Annotated in this window: 18 protein-coding genes; 9 read left to right on the top strand and 9 right to left on the bottom strand. The window is 73.1% G+C overall.

The window, feature by feature from the left end; translation table 11 throughout:
* Positions 1 to 46: 46 nt before the first annotated feature.
* Both KYT88_RS06870 and KYT88_RS06875 read left to right on the top strand, forming a co-directional pair.
* Positions 47 to 1,477, top strand: coding sequence for a hemolysin family protein (locus KYT88_RS06870; RefSeq protein ID WP_043587363.1), 1,431 nt, complete (start codon positions 47 to 49; stop codon positions 1,475 to 1,477).
* Complete coding sequence (locus tag KYT88_RS06875; RefSeq protein WP_043587362.1) at positions 1,470 to 2,513, top strand: hemolysin family protein; 1,044 nt, start codon at positions 1,470 to 1,472, stop codon at positions 2,511 to 2,513. Before KYT88_RS06870 ends, KYT88_RS06875 begins: the two co-directional genes overlap by 8 nt.
* A gap of 69 nt (positions 2,514 to 2,582) precedes the next feature.
* On the opposite strand, the gene KYT88_RS06880 is transcribed toward KYT88_RS06875, so the two are convergent.
* Positions 2,583 to 3,662 carry an NADH:flavin oxidoreductase/NADH oxidase gene (locus tag KYT88_RS06880; protein ID WP_119374005.1) on the bottom strand — a complete coding sequence of 360 codons (1,080 nt, stop codon included), beginning with the start codon at positions 3,660 to 3,662 and terminating at the stop codon, positions 2,583 to 2,585.
* Between the two features lie 137 nt (positions 3,663 to 3,799).
* On the opposite strand from KYT88_RS06880, the gene KYT88_RS06885 reads away from it, so the two are divergent.
* The gene (locus tag KYT88_RS06885) at positions 3,800 to 4,678 is read left to right on the top strand and encodes an ADP-dependent NAD(P)H-hydrate dehydratase (protein ID WP_370644838.1); all 879 of its coding nucleotides are present in this window, start codon (positions 3,800 to 3,802) and stop codon (positions 4,676 to 4,678) included.
* On the opposite strand, the gene KYT88_RS06890 is transcribed toward KYT88_RS06885, so the two are convergent.
* A complete protein-coding gene (locus KYT88_RS06890; protein ID WP_043587358.1) occupies positions 4,675 to 5,355 on the bottom strand; it encodes a YceI family protein in 681 nt (226 codons plus the stop codon). The genes KYT88_RS06885 and KYT88_RS06890 overlap by 4 nt on opposite strands.
* A gap of 207 nt (positions 5,356 to 5,562) precedes the next feature.
* On the opposite strand from KYT88_RS06890, the gene KYT88_RS06895 reads away from it, so the two are divergent.
* Both KYT88_RS06895 and KYT88_RS06900 read left to right on the top strand, forming a co-directional pair.
* Entirely contained in the window at positions 5,563 to 5,880 is a 318-nt protein-coding gene (locus tag KYT88_RS06895; RefSeq protein ID WP_043587357.1) for a thiamine-binding protein, read from the top strand.
* A gap of 62 nt (positions 5,881 to 5,942) precedes the next feature.
* Complete coding sequence (locus tag KYT88_RS06900; protein ID WP_043587355.1) at positions 5,943 to 7,223, top strand: MFS transporter; 1,281 nt, start codon at positions 5,943 to 5,945, stop codon at positions 7,221 to 7,223.
* Between the two features lie 39 nt (positions 7,224 to 7,262).
* On the opposite strand, the gene KYT88_RS06905 is transcribed toward KYT88_RS06900, so the two are convergent.
* From KYT88_RS06905 to KYT88_RS06930, 6 genes are all read right to left on the bottom strand, one after another.
* Positions 7,263 to 7,919, bottom strand: a complete 657-nt coding sequence (locus tag KYT88_RS06905) for a response regulator transcription factor (RefSeq protein WP_012038017.1) — start codon at positions 7,917 to 7,919, stop codon at positions 7,263 to 7,265.
* Positions 7,920 to 7,946: 27 nt separating this feature from the next.
* Positions 7,947 to 9,182, bottom strand: coding sequence for a hypothetical protein (locus KYT88_RS06910; RefSeq protein ID WP_043587353.1), 1,236 nt, complete (start codon positions 9,180 to 9,182; stop codon positions 7,947 to 7,949).
* Positions 9,179 to 10,324, bottom strand: a complete 1,146-nt coding sequence (locus KYT88_RS06915; protein ID WP_237583821.1) for a sensor histidine kinase — start codon at positions 10,322 to 10,324, stop codon at positions 9,179 to 9,181. The genes KYT88_RS06910 and KYT88_RS06915 overlap by 4 nt, the downstream gene beginning before the upstream one ends.
* Positions 10,325 to 10,503: 179 nt before the next feature.
* Positions 10,504 to 11,184: a response regulator transcription factor gene (locus KYT88_RS06920; protein ID WP_043587349.1), complete on the bottom strand. Its 681-nt coding sequence runs from the start codon at positions 11,182 to 11,184 to the stop codon at positions 10,504 to 10,506.
* A 119-nt stretch (positions 11,185 to 11,303) separates the two neighbouring features.
* Entirely contained in the window at positions 11,304 to 12,515 is a 1,212-nt protein-coding gene (gene metX, locus KYT88_RS06925; RefSeq protein ID WP_043587347.1) for a homoserine O-acetyltransferase MetX, read from the bottom strand.
* 41 nt (positions 12,516 to 12,556) lie between these two features.
* Positions 12,557 to 13,927, bottom strand: coding sequence for a bifunctional o-acetylhomoserine/o-acetylserine sulfhydrylase (locus KYT88_RS06930; RefSeq protein WP_043587345.1), 1,371 nt, complete (start codon positions 13,925 to 13,927; stop codon positions 12,557 to 12,559).
* 135 nt (positions 13,928 to 14,062) lie between these two features.
* Here KYT88_RS06930 and KYT88_RS06935 point away from each other — a divergent pair, with 135 nt between their 5' ends.
* Positions 14,063 to 14,860 (top strand): SDR family NAD(P)-dependent oxidoreductase, encoded by a 798-nt coding sequence (locus KYT88_RS06935; protein ID WP_043587343.1) that lies wholly within the window; start codon positions 14,063 to 14,065, stop codon positions 14,858 to 14,860.
* 42 nt (positions 14,861 to 14,902) lie between these two features.
* Here the strand turns inward: KYT88_RS06935 and KYT88_RS06940 are convergent, their stop codons facing one another.
* A complete protein-coding gene (locus tag KYT88_RS06940) occupies positions 14,903 to 15,577 on the bottom strand; it encodes a TetR/AcrR family transcriptional regulator (RefSeq protein WP_043587341.1) in 675 nt (224 codons plus the stop codon).
* Between the two features lie 149 nt (positions 15,578 to 15,726).
* Here KYT88_RS06940 and KYT88_RS06945 point away from each other — a divergent pair, with 149 nt between their 5' ends.
* The 3 genes from KYT88_RS06945 (at position 15,727) to leuC (ending at position 19,132) form a co-directional block, all read left to right on the top strand.
* Complete coding sequence (locus tag KYT88_RS06945) at positions 15,727 to 16,767, top strand: TerC family protein (protein WP_043587339.1); 1,041 nt, start codon at positions 15,727 to 15,729, stop codon at positions 16,765 to 16,767.
* Positions 16,764 to 17,585 (top strand): PP2C family protein-serine/threonine phosphatase, encoded by an 822-nt coding sequence (locus KYT88_RS06950; RefSeq protein WP_043587337.1) that lies wholly within the window; start codon positions 16,764 to 16,766, stop codon positions 17,583 to 17,585. The genes KYT88_RS06945 and KYT88_RS06950 overlap by 4 nt, the downstream gene beginning before the upstream one ends.
* A gap of 65 nt (positions 17,586 to 17,650) precedes the next feature.
* Positions 17,651 to 19,132: a 3-isopropylmalate dehydratase large subunit gene (gene leuC, locus KYT88_RS06955; RefSeq protein ID WP_043587334.1), complete on the top strand. Its 1,482-nt coding sequence runs from the start codon at positions 17,651 to 17,653 to the stop codon at positions 19,130 to 19,132.
* Position 19,133: the final 1 nt, after the last annotated feature.

The raw sequence follows: 19,133 nt of genomic DNA on the forward strand, positions 1-19,133 counted from the left end.
CTCCCACTGAAGCCGGCCGCGCGCCCGGCGCCCGGGAGCCATCCCCTTGCATGAATGGCTCCTCCTCGCCGTGGGTCTCCTCCTGACCCTCGGCACCGGCCTCTTCGTCGCCAGCGAGTTCGCGCTCGTCAACCTCGACCGCTCCGACCTCGAGAAGCGCCAGGAGCGCGGCGAGAAGCGGCTCGGCCCGCCCATCCGGGCCCTCCGCATCACCTCGACCCACCTCTCCAGCGCCCAGCTCGGCATCACCCTGACGACGCTGCTCACCGGGTACACGATGGAGCCGGCGCTCAGCCTGCTGCTCGCCGGCCCGCTCACCTCCGCGGGGCTCGCCGACGGCCTCGTGTCGCCGGTGTCGACCGTCGTGGCGCTCGTCGTCGCGACGCTGCTGTCGATGATCATCGGCGAGCTCGTGCCGAAGAACTTCGCGCTGGCCCTGCCGCGCGAGACGGCCAAGCTCGTGATCCCGTTCCAGACGCTGTTCACCACCGTGTTCAAGCCCGCCGTGCTGCTGCTCAACAACAGCGCGAACGGGATCCTGCGGCTCGTCGGCATCGAGCCCAAGGAGGAGCTGTCCGGCGCCAGGAGCGCCGAGGAGCTGTCCTCGCTCGTCCGCCGCTCCGCGCTCGCCGGCCTCCTCGAGGACGACACGGCGATGCTCCTCAGCCGCACGCTGCGGTTCGCCGACCTCACGGCGTCCGACGTCATGACGCCGCGCCTCCGCGTCAAGTCCGTCGAGCGCACCGACAGCGCGCAGACCGTCATCGAGCTGGCGATGACCACCGGCTACTCCCGCTTCCCGGTCACGGACGACGGCGTCGACGACGTCATCGGCCTCGTGCACGTCAAGCAGGCCGTCGCCGTGCCGCGCGAGAAGCGCGCGCTCGTGCCCGTCACCGCCCTGCAGTCCGAGGCGATCCGCGTGCCGGAGACGATGAAGCTCGACGACCTCCTCGGCGAGCTGCGCGGCCGCGGGTTCCAGATGGCCGTCGTGGTGGACGAGTACGGCGGCACCGCAGGGGTCGCGACCCTCGAGGACCTGGTCGAGGAGCTGGTCGGCGAGCTCGCCGACGAGCACGACCGCACGCGCGCCGGCGTCGTCCGCTCGCGCGACTCGCTGACCTTCCCGGGCATGCTCCGGCCCGACGAGCTGCTCGAGCGCACGGGCCTGCGCATCCCCGACGACGGCCCCTACGAGACCGCGGCCGGCTTCGTCATGAGCGAGCTCGGCCGCCTGCCCGTCGTGGGGGACGAGCTCGAGCTCGAGACCGGCACGCTGCGGGTCGAGCGACTCGACGGCCGGCGCATCGACCGGATCCGCTTCACGCCCGTCCCCGAGCCCGTCGCCACCGCGGTGGGCACCACGCGGGCCGAGCGCCAGGCGGACCGCCAGGCGGAGAAGCAGGCCGACCGCGAGGCCGGACGACAGGCGGACGCGGAACGCGCCGCCATGAGGAAGGAGCCGTCCCGTGGGTGAGTACGCCGGGGGGATCATCGCGCTCGTCGTGCTGCTCGCCGTCAACGCCTTCTTCGTCGGCGCCGAGTTCGCGGTCATCTCCGCGAAGCGGTCGCAGATCGAGCCGCGCGCGGAGGAGGGGAGCCGGGCTGCCCGCATCACGCTCTTCGCGATGGAGCACGCGACGCTCATGCTCGCGACCACGCAGCTCGGCATCACCGTGTGCTCGCTGCTGATCCTCAACGTGTCCGAGCCGGCGATCCACCACCTGCTGGAGATCCCGCTGGGCGCGACCGGGCTGCCGGAGGAGGCGATCTCCACGATCGCGTTCGTCATCGCGCTGCTCATCGTCTCCTTCCTGCACGTGGTGCTCGGGGAGATGGTGCCGAAGAACATCTCGTTCTCCGTGCCGGACCGGGCCGCCCTGCTGCTCGCGCCGCCGCTCGTCGGCATCGCCCGCGTCGTGAAGCCGCTCATCGTGGCCCTCAACGCGATCTCCAACGCCGTGCTCCGCCTGGCCAAGGTGGAGCCGAAGGACGAGGCCGCGAGCGCGTTCACGCTCGACGAGGTGCAGGGCATCGTCGACCAGTCGACGCGCGAGGGGCTCCTGGAGGACCGCACCGGCGCGCTCACCGCGGCGTTCGAGTTCACCGGCAAGAAGGTGCACGACATCGCGATCCCGCTCGACGCGCTCGTCAGCCTGCCGGAGACCGCGAGCCCCTCCGAGGTCGAGCGCGCCGTCGCCCGGCACGGCTTCTCGCGGTACGTGATCGTCGACGAGGCGGGGGAGCCGACCGGCTACCTGCACCTCAAGGACGTGATCGACCTCGACGAGGCCGACGAGTTCGTGCGGCCCGTGCCGGCCAAGCGGATCCGGCAGCTGGTGTCGGTCTTCGAGGGCACCGAGCTCGAGGACGCGCTGGCCATGATGCGCCGCTCGGGCGCCCACCTCGCGCGCGCCTTCACGGAGTCAGGCGAGACGACGGGCGTCCTGTTCCTCGAGGACATCATCGAGGAGCTCGTCGGCGAGGTGCAGGACGCGACCCGACGGGTCTGACCCGCACGCGCATGACGACGGCCCGGCACCCCCACGGGGTGCCGGGCCGTCGTCATGCGGAGCGGAGGATCAGGCCGCCCAGCGCGCGCGGTCGTACTGCTTGGGCCAGTAGTCGATCTCGACGCCCAGCTCGTGCGCGGCCCGCAGCGCGAAGTGCGGGTCGCGCAGCATCTCGCGGCCGAGCATCACGGCGTCCGCGCGGCCCTCGGCGACGACGGCCTCGGCCTGCGCCGGCTCGGTGATGAGGCCCACGGCGTTGAGCGCGACCTTCGCGTGCTCCTTCACGTACTCCGCGAAGGGCACCTGGTAGCCGGGCGCGACGGGGATCGTGACCCCGGTCGTGTTGCCGCCCGTGGAGATGTCGAAGAAGTCGGCGCCGTGCTCGGCGGCCCAGCCGGCGACGGTCGCGGTCTGCGCCTCGTCCCAGCCGGCGTCGCCCGCCCAGTCGGTCGCGGAGAAGCGCACCAGCAGCGGCACGTCGGGGACCTCGGCGCGCACCGCGTCGATCACCTGGAGCAGCAGGCGCGCCCGGTTCTCCAGGCTGCCGCCGAACTCGTCGTCGCGGTGGTTGCTCAGCGGCGACAGGAACTGGTGCATGAGGTAGCCGTGCGCGGCGTGGATCTCGAGCACGTCGAACCCGGCGTCGACCGAGCGGCGGGCGGCCGCGGCGAAGTCGTCGACGACCTTGCGCAGACCGGCCGCGTCGAGCGCGACGGGCGTCCCGTAGCCGGGGAACGGCTCGGCGGACGGGGCGACGGTCTCCCAGCCGCCCTCCTCGGCGGGCATGGTGCCGCGGCCCGAGAACGAGTACGTGGAGGCCTTCCGGCCGGCGTGCGCCAGCTGGATGGCGGCGACGGCGCCCATCTCGTGGATGAAGTCGACGATCGGCTTCCAGGCGTCGCGCTGCGCGTCGTCCCAGATGCCGGTGTCCTCCGGCGTGATGCGCGCCTCGGGGCTGACGCCGGTGGCCTCCGCCATCACGAGCCCGGCGCCCCCGCGGGCGAACGACCCGAGGTGCGCGAGGTGCCAGGCACCCGGCACGCCGTCGCGGGCGTCGATGCTGTACTGGCACATCGGCGCGACCCAGATGCGGTTGCGCGCGGTCACGCCGCGGACGGTGATGGGCTCGAAGAGCGGGGACGTGGTCATGGGGATCCTTCCAGGCGGGCGGCGGCGCGGATCCTCGGGGGAGGCGCGGCGCGCGGGGACGGGCGGAGGGCGACGGCGGCCTCATGGTCCCAAGGCCCGGCGCGGCCGCCGCATTCCCGCGCGCCTATCGTGAGGGCATGAGCGACGCGCACGACGACCACGCACCCGACGGCTGGATCCGGCAGGACGCCGAGCGCACGCGCCGGGCGATCCGCCTCCCGCGCGACGACGACGACAAGTACACGCGCGGCGTCCTCGGCATCCGCACGGGCTCGGACCGCTACCCGGGCGCCGCCGTCCTCGGCGTCGAGGCGGCCGCGCGCACCGGCGTCGGCATGATCCGCTACCTCGGGCCCGCGGGCGCGTCCGCCTCCGTGCTCGCCCGCCGCCCCGAGGTCGTCACGGCTGACGGGCGCGTGCAGGCGTGGCTCGTCGGATCCGGCATCGACCAGGCCCACCGCGACGAGGCGGCGACCGACGCCATCGCCGCCGCGCTCGGGCAGGGCCTGCCGGCGGTCGTGGACGCGGGCGCGCTCGACCTCGTCGGGCGCGCGACGGGACCCGTGGTCGTCACGCCGCACTTCCGCGAGCTGTCGCGGCTGCTCGACGGCGCGGGCATCGAGGCGTCCGCGGAGGACATCGCGGCCGACGCCGCGGGGTGGGCCGAGCGCGCGGCGCGGGAGCTCGGCGTCTGCGTGCTGCTCAAGGGCGCGACCACGTTCGTCGTCGGCGGGTCCGCGCGCATCGCGATCCGCGCGGGGACGCCGTGGCTCGCGACGGCGGGCTCGGGGGACGTGCTCGGCGGGGTGCTCGGCGCCCTCACGGCGGGCGCGTCCGCTCGGATCGCCGACGCGGCGGATCCCCTCGCGGAGCTCGCCGCCGTCGCCGCGGCCGCCGCGTGGCTGCACGGGCGTGCGGGCGACCTCGCATCCGGCGGTGGACCGATCACGGCCCTCGACGTCGCCGAGGCGATGCCGAGGGCCGTGCGGGAGACGCTGGCGGGATCCGGCGGCTAGGCCTTCGCCACGTCGAGCGAGAACTCGACCGACCCGTGGTCCTCGACGGTCACGAAGCCGAGGCTCGGTGCCTGGACGCCGAAGTCCTGGAACGTGATCGGGATGGAGCCCACGATCTGCCCGCCGTCGGACGTGAAGCTCGCCTGCATCTGCGCGGTCACGCTCTTGGTCACGCCGTGCAGCGTGAGGTCGCCCGTCACGTCGTACGTCGCGGGGACGCCCGCCTCGACGCCGTCGGCCGCGATCGGCTGCGTCAGGGTGAAGGTCGCGGTCGGGAAGTCGCCCGTCTTCATCGCCTCGTTCTGGAAGTACGCGTCGCGCGGGGGCTGGTCGGTGTGGATCTGCGTCACGTCGACCGTCATGGTGCCCTTCGTGACCTGGGATCCGGCGACCGTGATGTCGCCCGTGACGGCGTCCGTCCGGCCGTTGACCGTGACGGGCGTGCCGTTCAGCACCTCGTCGACGCGGTAGCCCGCGTAGGAGGACCCGCCCGCCTTCCAGTCGCCGGAGAGGTCGCCGACCGCGCCGCCCGGCGCGGGCGTCGACGCGAGGGTGGGGGCGGCGTCCGGCGTGCCCGCCAGCTGCTTGTAGATGGGGCCGCCGAAGGCCGCGAATGCCCCGACGAGGACGACCACGCCGCCCGCCACCCCGATGATGATCTTGGTCTTCCTGTCCATGGCGCTGCTCCTCCGTGCGATGCGGGCGGGCGCTGCGTCCCACCCTTTGTGTGAACTTTCAAGTACCCGGGGAGTCTCGCGGGGCGGGCGAGCCCGCGTCGGCCGTCGTCCACAGGTCGCGTCGCCGTCGGTAGCCTGGTGCGCACAGCCGGACGCCGGCCGGGTGACCGCCCGGAGCACCGCCGCCGTCGAACCCCGGGGGTCCCCATGCTCGTCGCCTTCTCCGTCGCACCCAGCGGGGGCGACGCGCCCGACGCCTCCGTGCACGACGCCGTGGCCGCCGCGGTGGCCGTCGTCCGCGCGTCTGGACTGCCGAACCGCACCGACTCCATGTTCACCACCGTCGAGGGCGACTGGGACGAGGTCTTCGACGTCGTGCGCCGCGCCACCGAGGCCGTCGCGCCCTTCGGGACGCGCGTGTCGCTCGTGCTGAAGGCGGACATCCGCCCCGGCTACCAGGGCGAGCTGACGGGCAAGCTCGAGCGCCTCGAGCAGGCCATCGACGCGCGCGGCGCCGACGCCTGACGCGGGGCCCCGCGCCGAGGACGAGGCCGGGACCGGATCCCGACCGCCGGTAGGCTCGTCGGGTGAATCCCCCCTCCTCCGGGCGGGCGACCCTGTCGCCGGCCCGCGTCCGCGTCGCCCTGCTCGCCCTCGCGATGGGCGGGTTCGCAATCGGCACCACCGAGTTCGTCGCCATGGGGCTCCTGCCGCAGCTCGCCGCCGACCTGCTGCCCGAGGTGGCCGCGCGCTCGACGGAGGCCGCGAACGCGCAGGCCGGCACGCTCATCAGCGCCTACGCCCTCGGCGTGGTGGTGGGTGCCCCGACCATCGCGGCCGCATCGGCCCGGGCGCCCCGGCGGAAGCTGCTGCTCTGGCTGCTGCTGGCCTTCACGCTCGGCACGGTCCTCAGCGCGATCCTGCCGAGCTTCGGTCTCGTGGTCGTCGCCCGCTTCGTCGCGGGCCTGCCGCACGGCGCCTACTTCGGCATCGCGTCGCTGGTCGCCGCGCAGCTGATGGGGGAGGGCAAGCGCGCCAGGGGCGTCGCCTTCGTGCTCGCGGGCCTCACCATCGCCAACGTCATCGGCGTGCCCATCGTCACGTGGATCGGGCAGAACGCGGGCTGGCGCGTCGCCTACCTCGTCGTCGCCGCGATCTTCGCCGCCACCTTCGTCGCCGTGTTCCTCGCCGTGCCCGCGCAGGCCGGCAACCCCGAGGCGACGCTCCGGCGCGAGCTCCGCGCGTTCACCCGGCTGCAGGTCTGGCTCGCGCTCCTCATCGGCGCGATCGGATTCGGCGGCTTCTTCGCCGTCTACACGTTCGTGTCGCCCATGGTGACGGAGGTGACCGGGCTGCCCGAGTGGTCGGTGCCGCTGGCGCTCGTGGTGGTGGGCCTCGGCATGACGGCCGGCAACCTCGCGGGCGGCTGGTGGGCGGATCGCGACGTGAAGGCCGCGCTCCTCTGCCTCTTCGGGCTGCTCATCGTCTCGCTCGTGGGGCTGGTGCTCACGGCGTCGAACCCGGTGGGGCTGTTCGGGTTCCTGTTCCTCATCGGCGGGTCGGCGGCGGCGCTGTCGCCCGGGATCCAGATCCGGCTGATGGACGTGGCGCACGACTCGCAGTCCATCGCGGCGGCGCTCAACCACTCGGCGCTGAACACGGGCAACGCGGTCGGCGCGGCGCTCGGCGGCGTGACCGTCGCGGCGGGGCTCGGCTACACGTCGCCCGCGATCGTGGGTGTCGGCCTCAGCGTGGCGGGCCTCCTCATCGTGCTCGCGAGCTTCGGGCTCGACCGGCGCCGTCGCGGATCCCGCCGGCCGGCGGACGGCCAGCGGCCCACGACCCAGCCGATCGGGATCGGCGGCTGAGCCGGGCGCTCGGCCGGCACGGGCCGGAGCGCCGCCGGGCTACTCGCCCTGGAGCAGGATCCCGTCCTGGATCGCGCGCTTCCGCAGCGCCACCTTGGTGCCGACGTCGAAGCCCGCGACGCGGTACTTCTCGCGGATCCGCTTGAGGTACGACTTCGCGGTCTCCTCGGAGATGCCGAGGCTGTAGGCGACCGACTTCACGGGCTCGCCGCCGCCGTAGAGCGCCATGACCCGGCGCTCCTGCGCGCTGAGCTTGGGCACGCCGCCGACGTCGGTGCTGTTGATGGCGAGGTCCAGCTCGGCGGAGATGTACGACTGGCCGTCGGCAGCGAGGCGGATGGCGTCGACGATCATGCTCGCGTCCTCGCTCTTCACGAGGTAGCCGAGGGCGCCGGAGGCCAGGGCCTCGCGCACGACGTTGGGCTCCGAGTACGTGCTCATCAGCACGGTCTTCACGCCCGTGGTCTTGAGCGTGGCGATCTTCAGCGAGATCGGCAGGTTGTCCTTGAGGTCGAGGTCGAGGAGGACGACGTCGACGGGGAACCGCGGATGCGTCAGCAGGTCGGGCCAGGTGGACACGGCTGCGACCATCTCGATGTCGGACGCGGCGTTGCGGATCCACTCGGTCAGGGCCCCGAGCAGCATCCTGTGGTCGTCCACGATGGCGAGGGTGATCGGTCGGTTCTCAGCTGACACGTGCTCTCCGGTCCTAGTGCGGGGCCCTCACCGGTCGGCGGGGTTGTCCACTACGCAGTCGATGGTGATGAGGAGGCTCGACCCGCGGGTGCTCTCGGTGTGCGTGCCGACCTTGTCGATAGCATCCCACGTCGAGGGATCCAGTCGGGTGCGGGGGAGCCCGGTCGTCGTCACGACGATGGGCACGACGGCCCGGCGCAGGGGCACGGGCTGCGCGCCGTGCGGCCGTCCGCGGAGCGGGCCGAGCGCGAGCTGCACCGACACCTCGGGCACGCCGTTGCGTCGTTCGGTCGAGGTGAGCAGGAGCCAGACCGCCGAGAGCAGGCCGTCGCGCTGGCGGCGGTCGAGGAGGCCGGCGAGGGCGCTCGGGTCGCTGAGGGTGACGTCCGGTCCGAGGAACTCCGACTCCGTGATGGCGTGGTGCAGCCAGGTCTCGCGCCGGCCCTCGATGAGGTGCAGCCGCAGCTCGGTCGCGAGCGACGCGGCCGTCGAGGCGGCCAGCGGCGACAGCGGCAGCGGCTCGCGCGCGTTCGCGACGTCGTCGAGGAGCTGCTCCGCCGCGAGGTCGAGGCGCGCCAGCTCCTCCGACGCCATCATGCCGACGGCGTAGCGCGGCGCGGAGACGGTGCTCTGCACGAGCACCCGGTCCAGCTCCATCTCGGTCAGGCGCCGGAACCCTCGGACGACAGCCACGCCGAACGCCGCGGGCACGACAGCCCGGGCGATGGCGGAGATCTCGGGCGCGAGGTCGGCGGGCCGCACGGGATCCGAGAACAGGAACACCGCGAGGAGCACCGCGCCGAGGGCGACGTCGACCGCCAGCACCTCGCGCGCCGGGCGGTAGGTGACCGTCGTGAGGAGCGCGGCGCCCGCGGCGATGCCCGCGGTGGCGTGCTGCATCACGTCGCCGAGGGGCCACACGGCCACCAGGTCCAGCGCGACGACGATGCCCAGGCCGCCGACGAAGACCGCCATGAGCGGTCCGGGCATCCGGTCGCGGAGGGCGCGGATGGCCACGACGACCGCGGCGATGAGGGCGACCAGGAGGATCCACGCGGTCGCCGTGAGCCCCGGCGACGGCATGATCCGGTAGTCGAGCGCGAAGCGGACGAGGCCGTACCCCATGGCGATGGCGCAGACCACCGCGGATCCGGCGCCCATGTACCCGAGGCCGATGGACGTGGGCTGCGCCGGCGTGCCCGCGGGCAGGCGGATCCGACGGCTCGTGCGGGGCGGCACGGCGGCGTCCGCGCGGCCGCTCACTTCGGCACCTCGAGGACGACCGTCGTCCCGGACCCGGGCGAGGAGAACAGCCGGGCGTTGCCGCCCACGTCGGTGAGGCGCGCCACGACCGACTCCTTGAAGCCGAGCTTCGCCTGGTCCACGTGCGCGAGGTCGAAGCCGACGCCCGCGTCGGTGACCATGGCGCGGACCGTGGTGTCGTCGTCGGTGATGGTGACGTGCGCCTCGGTGACGCCCGCGTGCCGGCGCACGTTCTCCAGGCACTCCGCCAGCGAGAGGAGGAAGGCGTCGAGGATGTCGCTCGGCAGGAGCACCTGACCGGTCCCGTGCCAGCTCACCTCGAGGCCCATCCGGCCGAAGCGCTGCTTCACCGACTCGAGCGTGTTGCCGAGCACGGACTGCTCCACCGGCTCGAGCGTGTACCCGCCCGACGCCTGCGGGGTGGGGTTCGCGCCCAGGCGGAGCTGGCGGAGGAGGCGGGCGTCGTCGGCCGCCTGCTGGCGCATGGCCTGCGGGGTGACGCCGACCCCGGAGTGCGCGAGGAGGGTCAGCGTCGCCAGCACGGTGTCGTGCAGGAGCCTCGCGCCCTGGCGTCGCTGGGCCTCGAGCTCGCTCGCCATGCGCTCGGCGCGGTGGGCGCGCCCGATGTCGGTGATGCGCCGACCGACCCGGTGCACGGCCACGCTCAGCCAGTAGCCGAGGATGCCCGCGAGCATCCAGCCGAAGACGTGCACGAGCACGACGTAGGGGAAGGCCGCGGTGTCCCAGGAGACACCGACGGCCACGACGCTGGTGAGCACGAAGGCGGCCGCCACGACGCGGAGCCGGCCCGGTCGGATGGTCTCGAGGAGGGCGAGCGACCCGACGGCGCCGACGGAGACGTGGGTGAGGGCGGTGAGCGACGACGCGGAGCGCCCGCCGAGCTGGGCGACGACCATGGCGGCGATGCCCGCCACGAGCACGACGACCATCCACCTGACGCGCGCGTCGGTCCCGATCCGCCACTGGGCGACGGCGAGCACGGCGAGGAGCGCGACGCTGCCGGCCGCCGCGGGCACCGGGACCTCGCCCGGCAGCAGGATGCACGCGGCGGCGACCGCGGTGAAGCTGAGGCCGTACACGCGTGCGGTCCGCTGCAGCAGGCGCTCGCGTTCGCGCTTCATGCGATCCATCGGGTCCCCGCTCGGAGTGCGCCGACGCCGGTGGCGTGCGCTCGGTGTGCTCCGATCCTAGGCGCGTCCGTCACGCGCCTGGCACGCCGACGTGACGGCGCGGGGCGATTGTCCACATGCCGTAGGATCGCGCGCCGCCCGGGCGGGTCGGCGGCGGATGGATCCGTCCCCTACTCCGGCGCGATCCAGCCATGGCGGATCGCGTGGCGCCGCAGCAGCAGCTTCGTCCCGAGGTCCGTCCCCGCATGCAGGTACTTGCGGCGCCCCCGCTTGATGTACGACTTGACGGTCTCCTCCGTCGTGCTCATCGCCTCCGCGACGTCGCGGATCGACCGCCCGCCCGCGTACAGCACCAGCGCGCGCTGCTCCTGCTGGCCGAGCCGCGGATCCTCCTCGGCGTGGAAGTCCTGCATCGCCTGCTGGACCAGCGCGCTCTGCCGGGGCGTGCCGTCGGCGGCCGCGTGGATGCTGGCGATCAGCTCCTCCGACGACTCGGCCTTGGGCACGACGGCGGACGCTCCCGCGCGCATGGCGCCGTGGATGGTCGAGGGGTCGGCGTGCGTGCTCAGGAGCACGGACGTGAGGCCGGCACCCGTGAGCGTGCGGATCTTCTGCGCGACCGGGACCTCGTCGCGGAGGGCGAGGTCGAGGACGACGACGTCGAAGGCGTCCGGGAAGCGGTCATCGCGCACGAGCCCGTTCCAGGTCGGGGAGGTCGCGACCACCTCGACGCCCGTGCGGGGACGCGAGAGCCGGGCGCTCAGGCCGTCGAGCAGGAGGACGTGGTCGTCGACCAGCGCCACGCGGACCCGTTGGCCGTGGCCCGTCGCATGCAGCGGACGTCGGCTCATCGGTGCTCCCCTCGTACGCCGGTGCCCGGAGGGGGCGGCGTGCTCCCAGGGGAAGCATAGGAACGCATGATGTCGCGGGCGATGCCGCGCACGGAACTCACCCCCGGACTGGGGCGCTCCTACGCGGGGGTGTCGAGCAGGCGCGCCAGCTCGCGGCCCACGGCCTCGTTCTCGATGAGGAAGCCGTCGTGGCCGTAGTCGGAGGAGATCACCACGACCTCGCCGCCGTCGACGGACCCGGGCACGTGCCGGGCGACGAGCCGCTGGTCCGGGACGGGGAACAGCCGGTCGCTGTCGATGCCCACCACGAGGGTCGCCGCCCGCACCCTCCCGAGCGCGGCCTCGACGCCGCCGCGGTCGCGGCCCACGTCGTGCGAGCTCATCGCGTCGATCAGGCGGATGTAGCTGGTCGCGTCGAAGCGCCGGGTGAACTTGTTGCCGTGGAAGTCGAGGTACGACTCCACGGCGTACCTGCCCTCGTCGCCCATCGGGCTGATGCCGCTCTGCCACGAGCGGGAGAACCTCTGGTTGAGCTCGTCCGGGCTGCGGTAGTTCAGCAGCGCCATGCGGCGGGCGAGGGCGAGGCCGCGGTGCGGGCCGTCGCCGTCGGCCGCGTCGAGGTAGTCGCCGTCGCGGTAGGCGGGATCCATGCGGATCGCCTCGGCCTGCACGGAGTTGAGCGCGATCTGGTCGGCGCTGGCGATGGCAGGGGCCGCGAGGATCGCGAGCCGGCGCATCCGGTCGGGGAGCCCCACGCCCCACTCGAGCGCCTGCATGCCGCCCATGGACCCGCCGACGACCGCCGCCCACACGTCGATCCCGAGCGCGTCCGCGAGGGCGGCCTGCACGGCGACCTGGTCGCGGATGGTGATGAAGGGGAACCGCGCGCCCCACTCGGCGCCGTCGGGCGCCAGGGAGGCGGGGCCGGTCGTGCCCTGGCAGCCGCCCAGCATGTTGGGGGCGACGACGAACCAGCGGTCGGTGTCGATCGCGAGGCCGGGACCCACGATGCCCGACCACCATCCGCCCGTCGGCTGCCCGGGACCCGCGGGTCCGCGGAGGTGGCTGTCGCCCGTGAGAGCGTGCAGCACCAGCACGGCGTTGCCGCCGTCGGGGTCGCGCTCGCCGAAGGTCTCGTACGCGACGCGCACGGAGGGGACGCGTCCGCCCGCCTCGAGCTCGATGCCGCCCACCTGCGCGAACAGGCGGTCGGCGACGGGATCGCCCTCGCGCCATGCGCCCGACGCGGGCGGTCGTCCGATCAGGGAGCGGATCTGCGCGTCCGTCACCAGGCTCGACGGGACGGTGTCCTCGGGTGTCTGCCAGTCCATCCCGGCCAGTGAAGCACCCGCGGCGGACGCGCGCCCGAGTGTTACGCCCCGCTCGGCCGGCTGCCCGCGAGCGCAGGGGCGGTGGTGCCGTCCTTGACGGCCCGCGCGGCTCGGAGCCCGGCCGCGAGGTCCTCGATGATGTCGTCGATGCTCTCGAGGCCGACCGACAGGCGCACGAGCCCGGGGGTTACGCCCGCCGTCAGCTGCTGCTCGGGCGTGAGCTGCGCGTGGGTGGTCGACGCCGGGTGGATGACGAGGCTCCGCACGTCCCCGATGTTCGCCAGGTGGCTGAACAGCTCCAGCGACTCGACGAGCGCGCGTCCCGCGTCCACCCCGCCCTTCAGCTCGAAGGAGAGGACGGCGCCGACGCCGCGCGGCGCGTACCGGTTCGCCGCCGCGTACCAGGGGCTCGACGGGAGGCCCGCGTAGTGGACGTTCGCGATGTCCTCGTGCGCGTCGAGCCACTCGGCCACCGCCTGCGCGTTCTGCACGTGCCGCTCGATCCGGAGGCTCAGCGTCTCGATGCCCTGGATGAGCTGCCATGCGCTCGCCGGGGCGATGGACGCCCCGAGGTCGCGCAGCAGCTGCACGCGCGCCTTGGTGATGAAGGCGAGCCCGTCGCCCGCGGCCTCGGCGTAGGTGACGCCGTGGTACGACGGGTCGGGGGTCGTGAGCCCCGGGAAGCGCTCCGCGTGCTCGGACCACGGGAACCGGCCGCCGTCCACCACCAGGCCGCCGATGACCGTGCCGTGCCCGCCGAGGAACTTGGTGGCCGAGTGGACGACGATGTCCGCGCCGTGCTCGAACGGCCGGATGAGGTACGGCGTGGCGATGGTGCTGTCCACGATCAGCGGGACGCCCGCATCGTGCGCCACGTCGGCGACGGCGCGGATGTCGAGGACGTTGATGCGCGGGTTGCCGATGGTCTCGGCGAAGAGCAGCTTGGTGTTCGGCCGCACGGCCCGGGCCCACGCCTCGGGGTCGTCCTGGTCCTCGACGAACGTCGTCTCGATGCCGAGCTTCGCGAGCGTGTACTTGAAGAGGTTGTACGTGCCGCCGTAGATCGAGGAGCTCGAGACGATGTGGTCGCCCGCCTGCGCGATGTTGAGCACCGCGAAGGTGGAGGCCGACTGCCCGGAGGCGACCAGCAGCGCACCGGTCCCGCCCTCGAGGGCCGCGATGCGCTCCTCGACGACGGCCTGCGTCGGGTTCATGATGCGCGTGTAGATGTTGCCGGGCTGCGCCAGGGCGAAGAGGTCCTGCGCGTGCTGGGCGTCGTCGAACACGTAGGACGTGGTCTGGTAGATGGGCGTCGCGCGTGCGTGCGTGACCGGATCCGGCGCAGCACCCGCGTGGATCTGCTGCGTCTCGAAGCGCCAGCCCGCTGCCCGGTCCTCGTCGTGGTCGCTCATCGTCGTGCCTTCCCTCGTGCGTCGGTGCCGCCCGTGCGGGCGCTCCCCGACTGTAGGAATCGTCGAGGTGACCGGTCAACGCGGGTCCGTCGCGGGGCGTAACCCGCGGCCGCCCGCGTTCCCTACGCTGGGGTCATGTCCACAGCCAAGAGGGTCGTCGTCACGGGTGCGAGCTCGGGGATCGGCGCCGCCACCGTCCGCCTGTTCCGGAGCCGGGGCTGGGACGTCGTCGGCGTCGCCCGCCGCGAGGACCGCCTGCGGGCGCTCGCCGAGGAGACCGGCGCGACCTACGCCCTGGCCGACCTCACCGTCCAGGCCGACGTCGACGCCCTCCGCGACCACCTGCGCGAGACCGGCCACGTGCACGCCCTCGTCAACAACGCCGGGGGAGCGGTGGGCACCGACTCCGTCGAGGGCGGTTCGTCCGAGGACTGGGCCTGGATGTACGAGATCAACGTGCTCGCCGTGCGGCGCGTGACGAGCGCGCTCCTGCCGCTGCTCCGCGCCGGCGTCCCCGAGGGAGGCAGCGCCGACATCGTGACCGTGAGCTCCATCGCCGCGCACGTGCCCTACGAGGGCGGCGGCGGCTACAACGCCGCGAAGGCGGCCGCGCACGCGATGCTCGGCGTGCTCCGCCTCGAGCTCGCGGGGGAGCCGATCCGCGTGATCGAGATCGCGCCCGGCCAGGTGCGCACCGAGGAGTTCTCGCTCGTGCGCTTCGGCGGCGACCGGGCGAAGGCCGACGCGGTCTACGACGGCGTGCCCGGACCGCTGACCGCCGAGGACGTGGCCGAGGCCATCGTGCACGCGGTGGAGCTGCCGCCGCACGTGAACGTCGACCTGCTCACCCTCAAGCCCGTCGCGCAGGCCGCGCCGCACAAGCTGGTGCGCACGCCGCTCGCGGTCCGCGAGGAGCTCACCGACCGGAGCTGAGGCGCACGGCCCTCGCTGCGGTCCCGATCCCGCGGGCCTCGGTCAGGCGGCGGGGGCCGACGCCACGGCCGGGACGGCGGGCAGGGGGCCGGTGAGGAAGCCCTGCACCACGGGCCCGTGCAGCGCGACGACCGTCTCGCGCGACATGCTGGCGATGGGCTCCATCCGCCAGATGTACCGGGTGATGGCGATGCCGCCGAGCGTGGCGCCGACGAGCGAGTTGCGGATGCCGGCCTCCTCGGCGGGGACCTCCTCCGGCAGCGCGCCCATCCAGTGCTGGGGTGCCGCCTCGGCGAACCGGCGGTAGGCGGCGCTGTCGTGGTCGGACGACACGGTGACCCAGCGCATGATCGTGGAGCCGACCGGGTGCTCCCACGTGTGCAGCGCCGCGGAGACGAGGGCGGCGCCGCGCTCCTCGATGGGCAGCTCCCGCAGCCGGAGGTACGGGGCGATGAGGTCCTCCGAGGGGCGCAGCGCCTCCTCGAGCAACGCCTCGAGCGAGCCGAAGTAGTAGCGGACGAGGCTCGGGTCGACGCCGGCCGCCGCGGCGATGCGGCGTGCGCTGACGCGGTCGGCGCCGGACTCGATGAAGAGCATGCGGGCCGCGTCGATGATGCTGGCCCGGGCGTCGCCGGTGGTGCGGGGGCCGCGACGCCGGGGGCCGGTGTCCTCCCCGCCGTGGTCGGGTGCATCGAGCTCGTTCGCCAGTACGGACATGGGGCGTCCCTCTCGTGTCATGAGCGACCACCGTAACCGCGGGCCGCGGGCCGGATGCCCCGGATGGGGGAATTGTGAACAACCCGTCGGCCGCCATGTAGTTTCGTCGAGGCATGTCCGTGCCGTCCCGTGCTGCAGAAAGCCTCCGCGTGCCCCTGGTCCTCCCCCTCCCGTTCGAGATCGTCTCCCTGACGGTGCTCGTCCTCGTCCTCGTCGCCGACCTGCTGATTGTCTACCGGCGCCCGCACGTCCCCTCGACGAAGGAGTCGGCCCTCTGGGTCGCCTTCTACGTGGGGCTCGCGCTGGTGTTCGCGGTCATCATGCTGTTCGTGGCGGGCGGCGAGCACGCGGGCCAGTTCCTCGCGGGATGGCTGACGGAGTACAGCCTCAGCATCGACAACCTGTTCGTGTTCGTCATCATCATGAGCCGGTTCAGCGTGCCCAGGAAGTACCAGCAGGAGGTGCTCATGGTGGGCATCATCATCGCGCTGGTGCTGCGCGGCATCTTCATCCTGCTGGGCGCCGAGCTCATCGAGAGCTACAGCTGGATCTTCTACATCTTCGGCGCTTTCCTGCTCTACACGGCCGTGAAGCAGGCCGTCGGCGACGAGGACGAGGAGAGCGAGGACTCGCTGTTCATCAGGTTCCTCCGCCGGCGCCTCAAGATCGCCCCGGACTTCGACGGCGCCAAGGTGCGCACCGTGATCGACGGCCGCAAGGTGCTGACGCCCATGGTGATCGTCTTCGTGTCGATCGGCACCACAGACCTGATCTTCGCCCTCGACTCGATCCCGGCCATCTTCGGCATCACCGAGTCGCCGTTCATCGTCTTCACCGCCAACATCTTCGCCCTGATGGGCCTCCGTCAGCTCTACTTCCTGCTCGGCGGCCTGCTCGACCGGCTCGTCTACCTCAAGTACGGGATCGCGTTCATCCTCTTCTTCATCGGCGTGAAGCTCGTGCTGCACGCGATGCACGAGAACACGCTGCCGTTCGTCAACGGCGGCGAGGGCATCGAGTGGGCGCCCGAGATCCCGACCATCGTGAGCCTCGTCGTGATCCTCGCGTCGATGGTGGTCGCGACCGTGGCAAGCCTCATCAAGATGCGGGCGGACGGCGTCCCCGTCACCGGGTCGACCGACGGGTCCGCCCAGGTCGAGCGCGGCGCCGACGACCGGGACGCCCGGTGACCGAGGCGCGCACCATCGCGCTCGGCGGGCGCAGGATCCACGTCACGTGGTCCGCCCGCACCGACGTCGGCAGCGTGCGCGCTGTGAACGAGGACGGCCTCCTCGCCGACCCTCCCGTCTGGCTGGTGGCCGACGGGATGGGCGGGCACGCGTTCGGCGACCGCGCCAGCGCCACCCTCGTGGAGACCTTCGGCGGCCTGTCCGGCGACGCCCCCGTGACGCGCGACCTCATCGTCGAGGCGGTCGACGCCTCCAACGACGCGATCGGCGACCTCATCACGGGCGACGACCCGCCCGGCACCGTGGCGGGCACCACGCTCGCGGGCGTCGCCCTCGTGCGCTCGGACGCCGGCGACCCGCTCTGGATGGTCTTCAACGTCGGCGACTCCCGCGTCTACGCCTGGACGGACGGCCGCCTCGAGCAGGTGACCATCGACCACTCGGCCGTGCAGGAGCTCGTCGACCAGGGCCGCATGACCCGCGCGGAGGCCGAGCGGAGCCCGGTGCGCAACCTCATCACGCGCGCTGTCGGATCCCACGACGAGGTCGCCGCCGACGAGTGGCTGCTGCCGGTCGTCGAGCACCAGGTCTTCCTCATCTGCTCCGACGGGCTCACCAAGGAGCTCGACGACCAGGCCATCTCCGGCGTGCTGCAGCTCGCGCGCGCGGACGGCGGGGGCGTCGACCGGGCGGCGGACGCGCTCGTCGCGCAGGCGCTCGCATCCGGCGGCCGCGACAACGTGACCGTGGTGGTGATCGAGGCCCGCGCCGAGGACGAGCCGCGGGGCGACGGGTCCGCGGGCGCGCCCACCGCCTGAGGAATAGCCGCGGGCACCCGGCGTTAGACTCCCATGATGCGCGTGGGGTCCCTCGCGCCACTGCCATGAGGAGAGTCGTGCAGCCTGCGAAGACACTGGCCGAGAAGGTGTGGGCCGATCATCTGGTCGCCGAGGGGGCGGACGGTACGCCCGACCTCCTCTACATCGACCTCCACCTCGTCCACGAGGTCACCAGCCCGCAGGCGTTCGACGGACTCCGGCTCGCCGGCCGCCCCGTGCGCCGGCCGGACCTCACCATCGCGACCGAGGACCACAACACGCCGACCGTCGGCATCGACCAGCCCATCGCGGACCTCACGAGCCGCACGCAGATCCACACCCTCCGCAGGAACGCCGAGGAGTTCGGGATCCGCCTGCACTCCCTCGGCGACATCGAGCAGGGCATCGTGCACGTCGTCGGCCCGCAGCTCGGCCTCACGATGCCGGGCATCACGGTCGTCTGCGGCGACTCGCACACCTCCACGCACGGCGCGTTCGGCGCCATGGCCTTCGGGATCGGCACGAGCGAGGTCGAGCACGTCATGGCCACGCAGACCCTGCCGCTCCAGCCGTTCAAGACCATGGCGGTCACGGTGGAGGGCACGTTGCGTCCGGGCGTCACGGCGAAGGACATCATCCTCGCGGTCATCGCGCAGATCGGGACGGGCGGCGGGCAGGGCTACGTGCTCGAGTACCGCGGCAGCGCGATCCGCTCGCTCTCCATGGAGGGCCGGATGACGATCTGCAACATGTCGATCGAGGCGGGCGCGCGCGCCGGCATGGTCGCCCCCGACCAGACCACGTACGACTACCTGCGGGGCCGCCCGCACGCGCCGACCGGCCCCGACTGGGACGAGGCCGTCGCCTACTGGGAGACGCTCGCCAGCGACGACGACGCCGTGTTCGACGCCGAGGTCTTCCTCGACGCCGACACGCTGGAGCCCTTCGTCACGTGGGGCACGAACCCGGGCCAGGGCGTCTCGCTGAGCGAGCCCGTCCCCGATCCCGCCGCCGTCGCCGACCCCAACGAGCGCGCCGCCGCCGAGCGCGCGCTCGCCTACATGGACCTCGCCCCCGGCACGCCCATGAAGGAGATCGCGGTCGACACCGTGTTCATCGGCTCCTGCACCAACAGCCGCGTCGAGGACCTGCGCGCCGCCGCCGAGATCGTGCGCGGACGCACCAAGGCGGAGGGCGTGCGCGTGATGGTCGTCCCCGGCAGCGCGCGCGTGCGGCTCGAGGCGGAGGCCGAGGGGATCGACAAGGTCTTCACCGACTTCGGCGCCGAGTGGCGCTTCGCCGGCTGCTCCATGTGCCTCGGCATGAACCCCGACCAGCTCGCGCCGGGGGAGCGCTGCGCATCGACCAGCAACCGCAACTTCGAGGGACGGCAGGGCAAGGGCGGGCGCACGCACCTCGTCTCGCCCCTCGTGGCGGCGGCCACCGCGATCCGCGGCACGCTCTCGAGCCCGTGGGACCTGCAGGAGGACGGCGTCGTCGACGCGGAGTCCATCCGCCAGGCCGCGTCCGTCGGACAGGGGGCCTGAG

Origin of the sequence: Clavibacter sp. A6099 (genome assembly GCF_021919125.1) — a bacterium.
In the GTDB taxonomy this organism is placed as follows: Bacteria; Actinomycetota; Actinomycetes; order Actinomycetales; family Microbacteriaceae; genus Clavibacter; species Clavibacter seminis.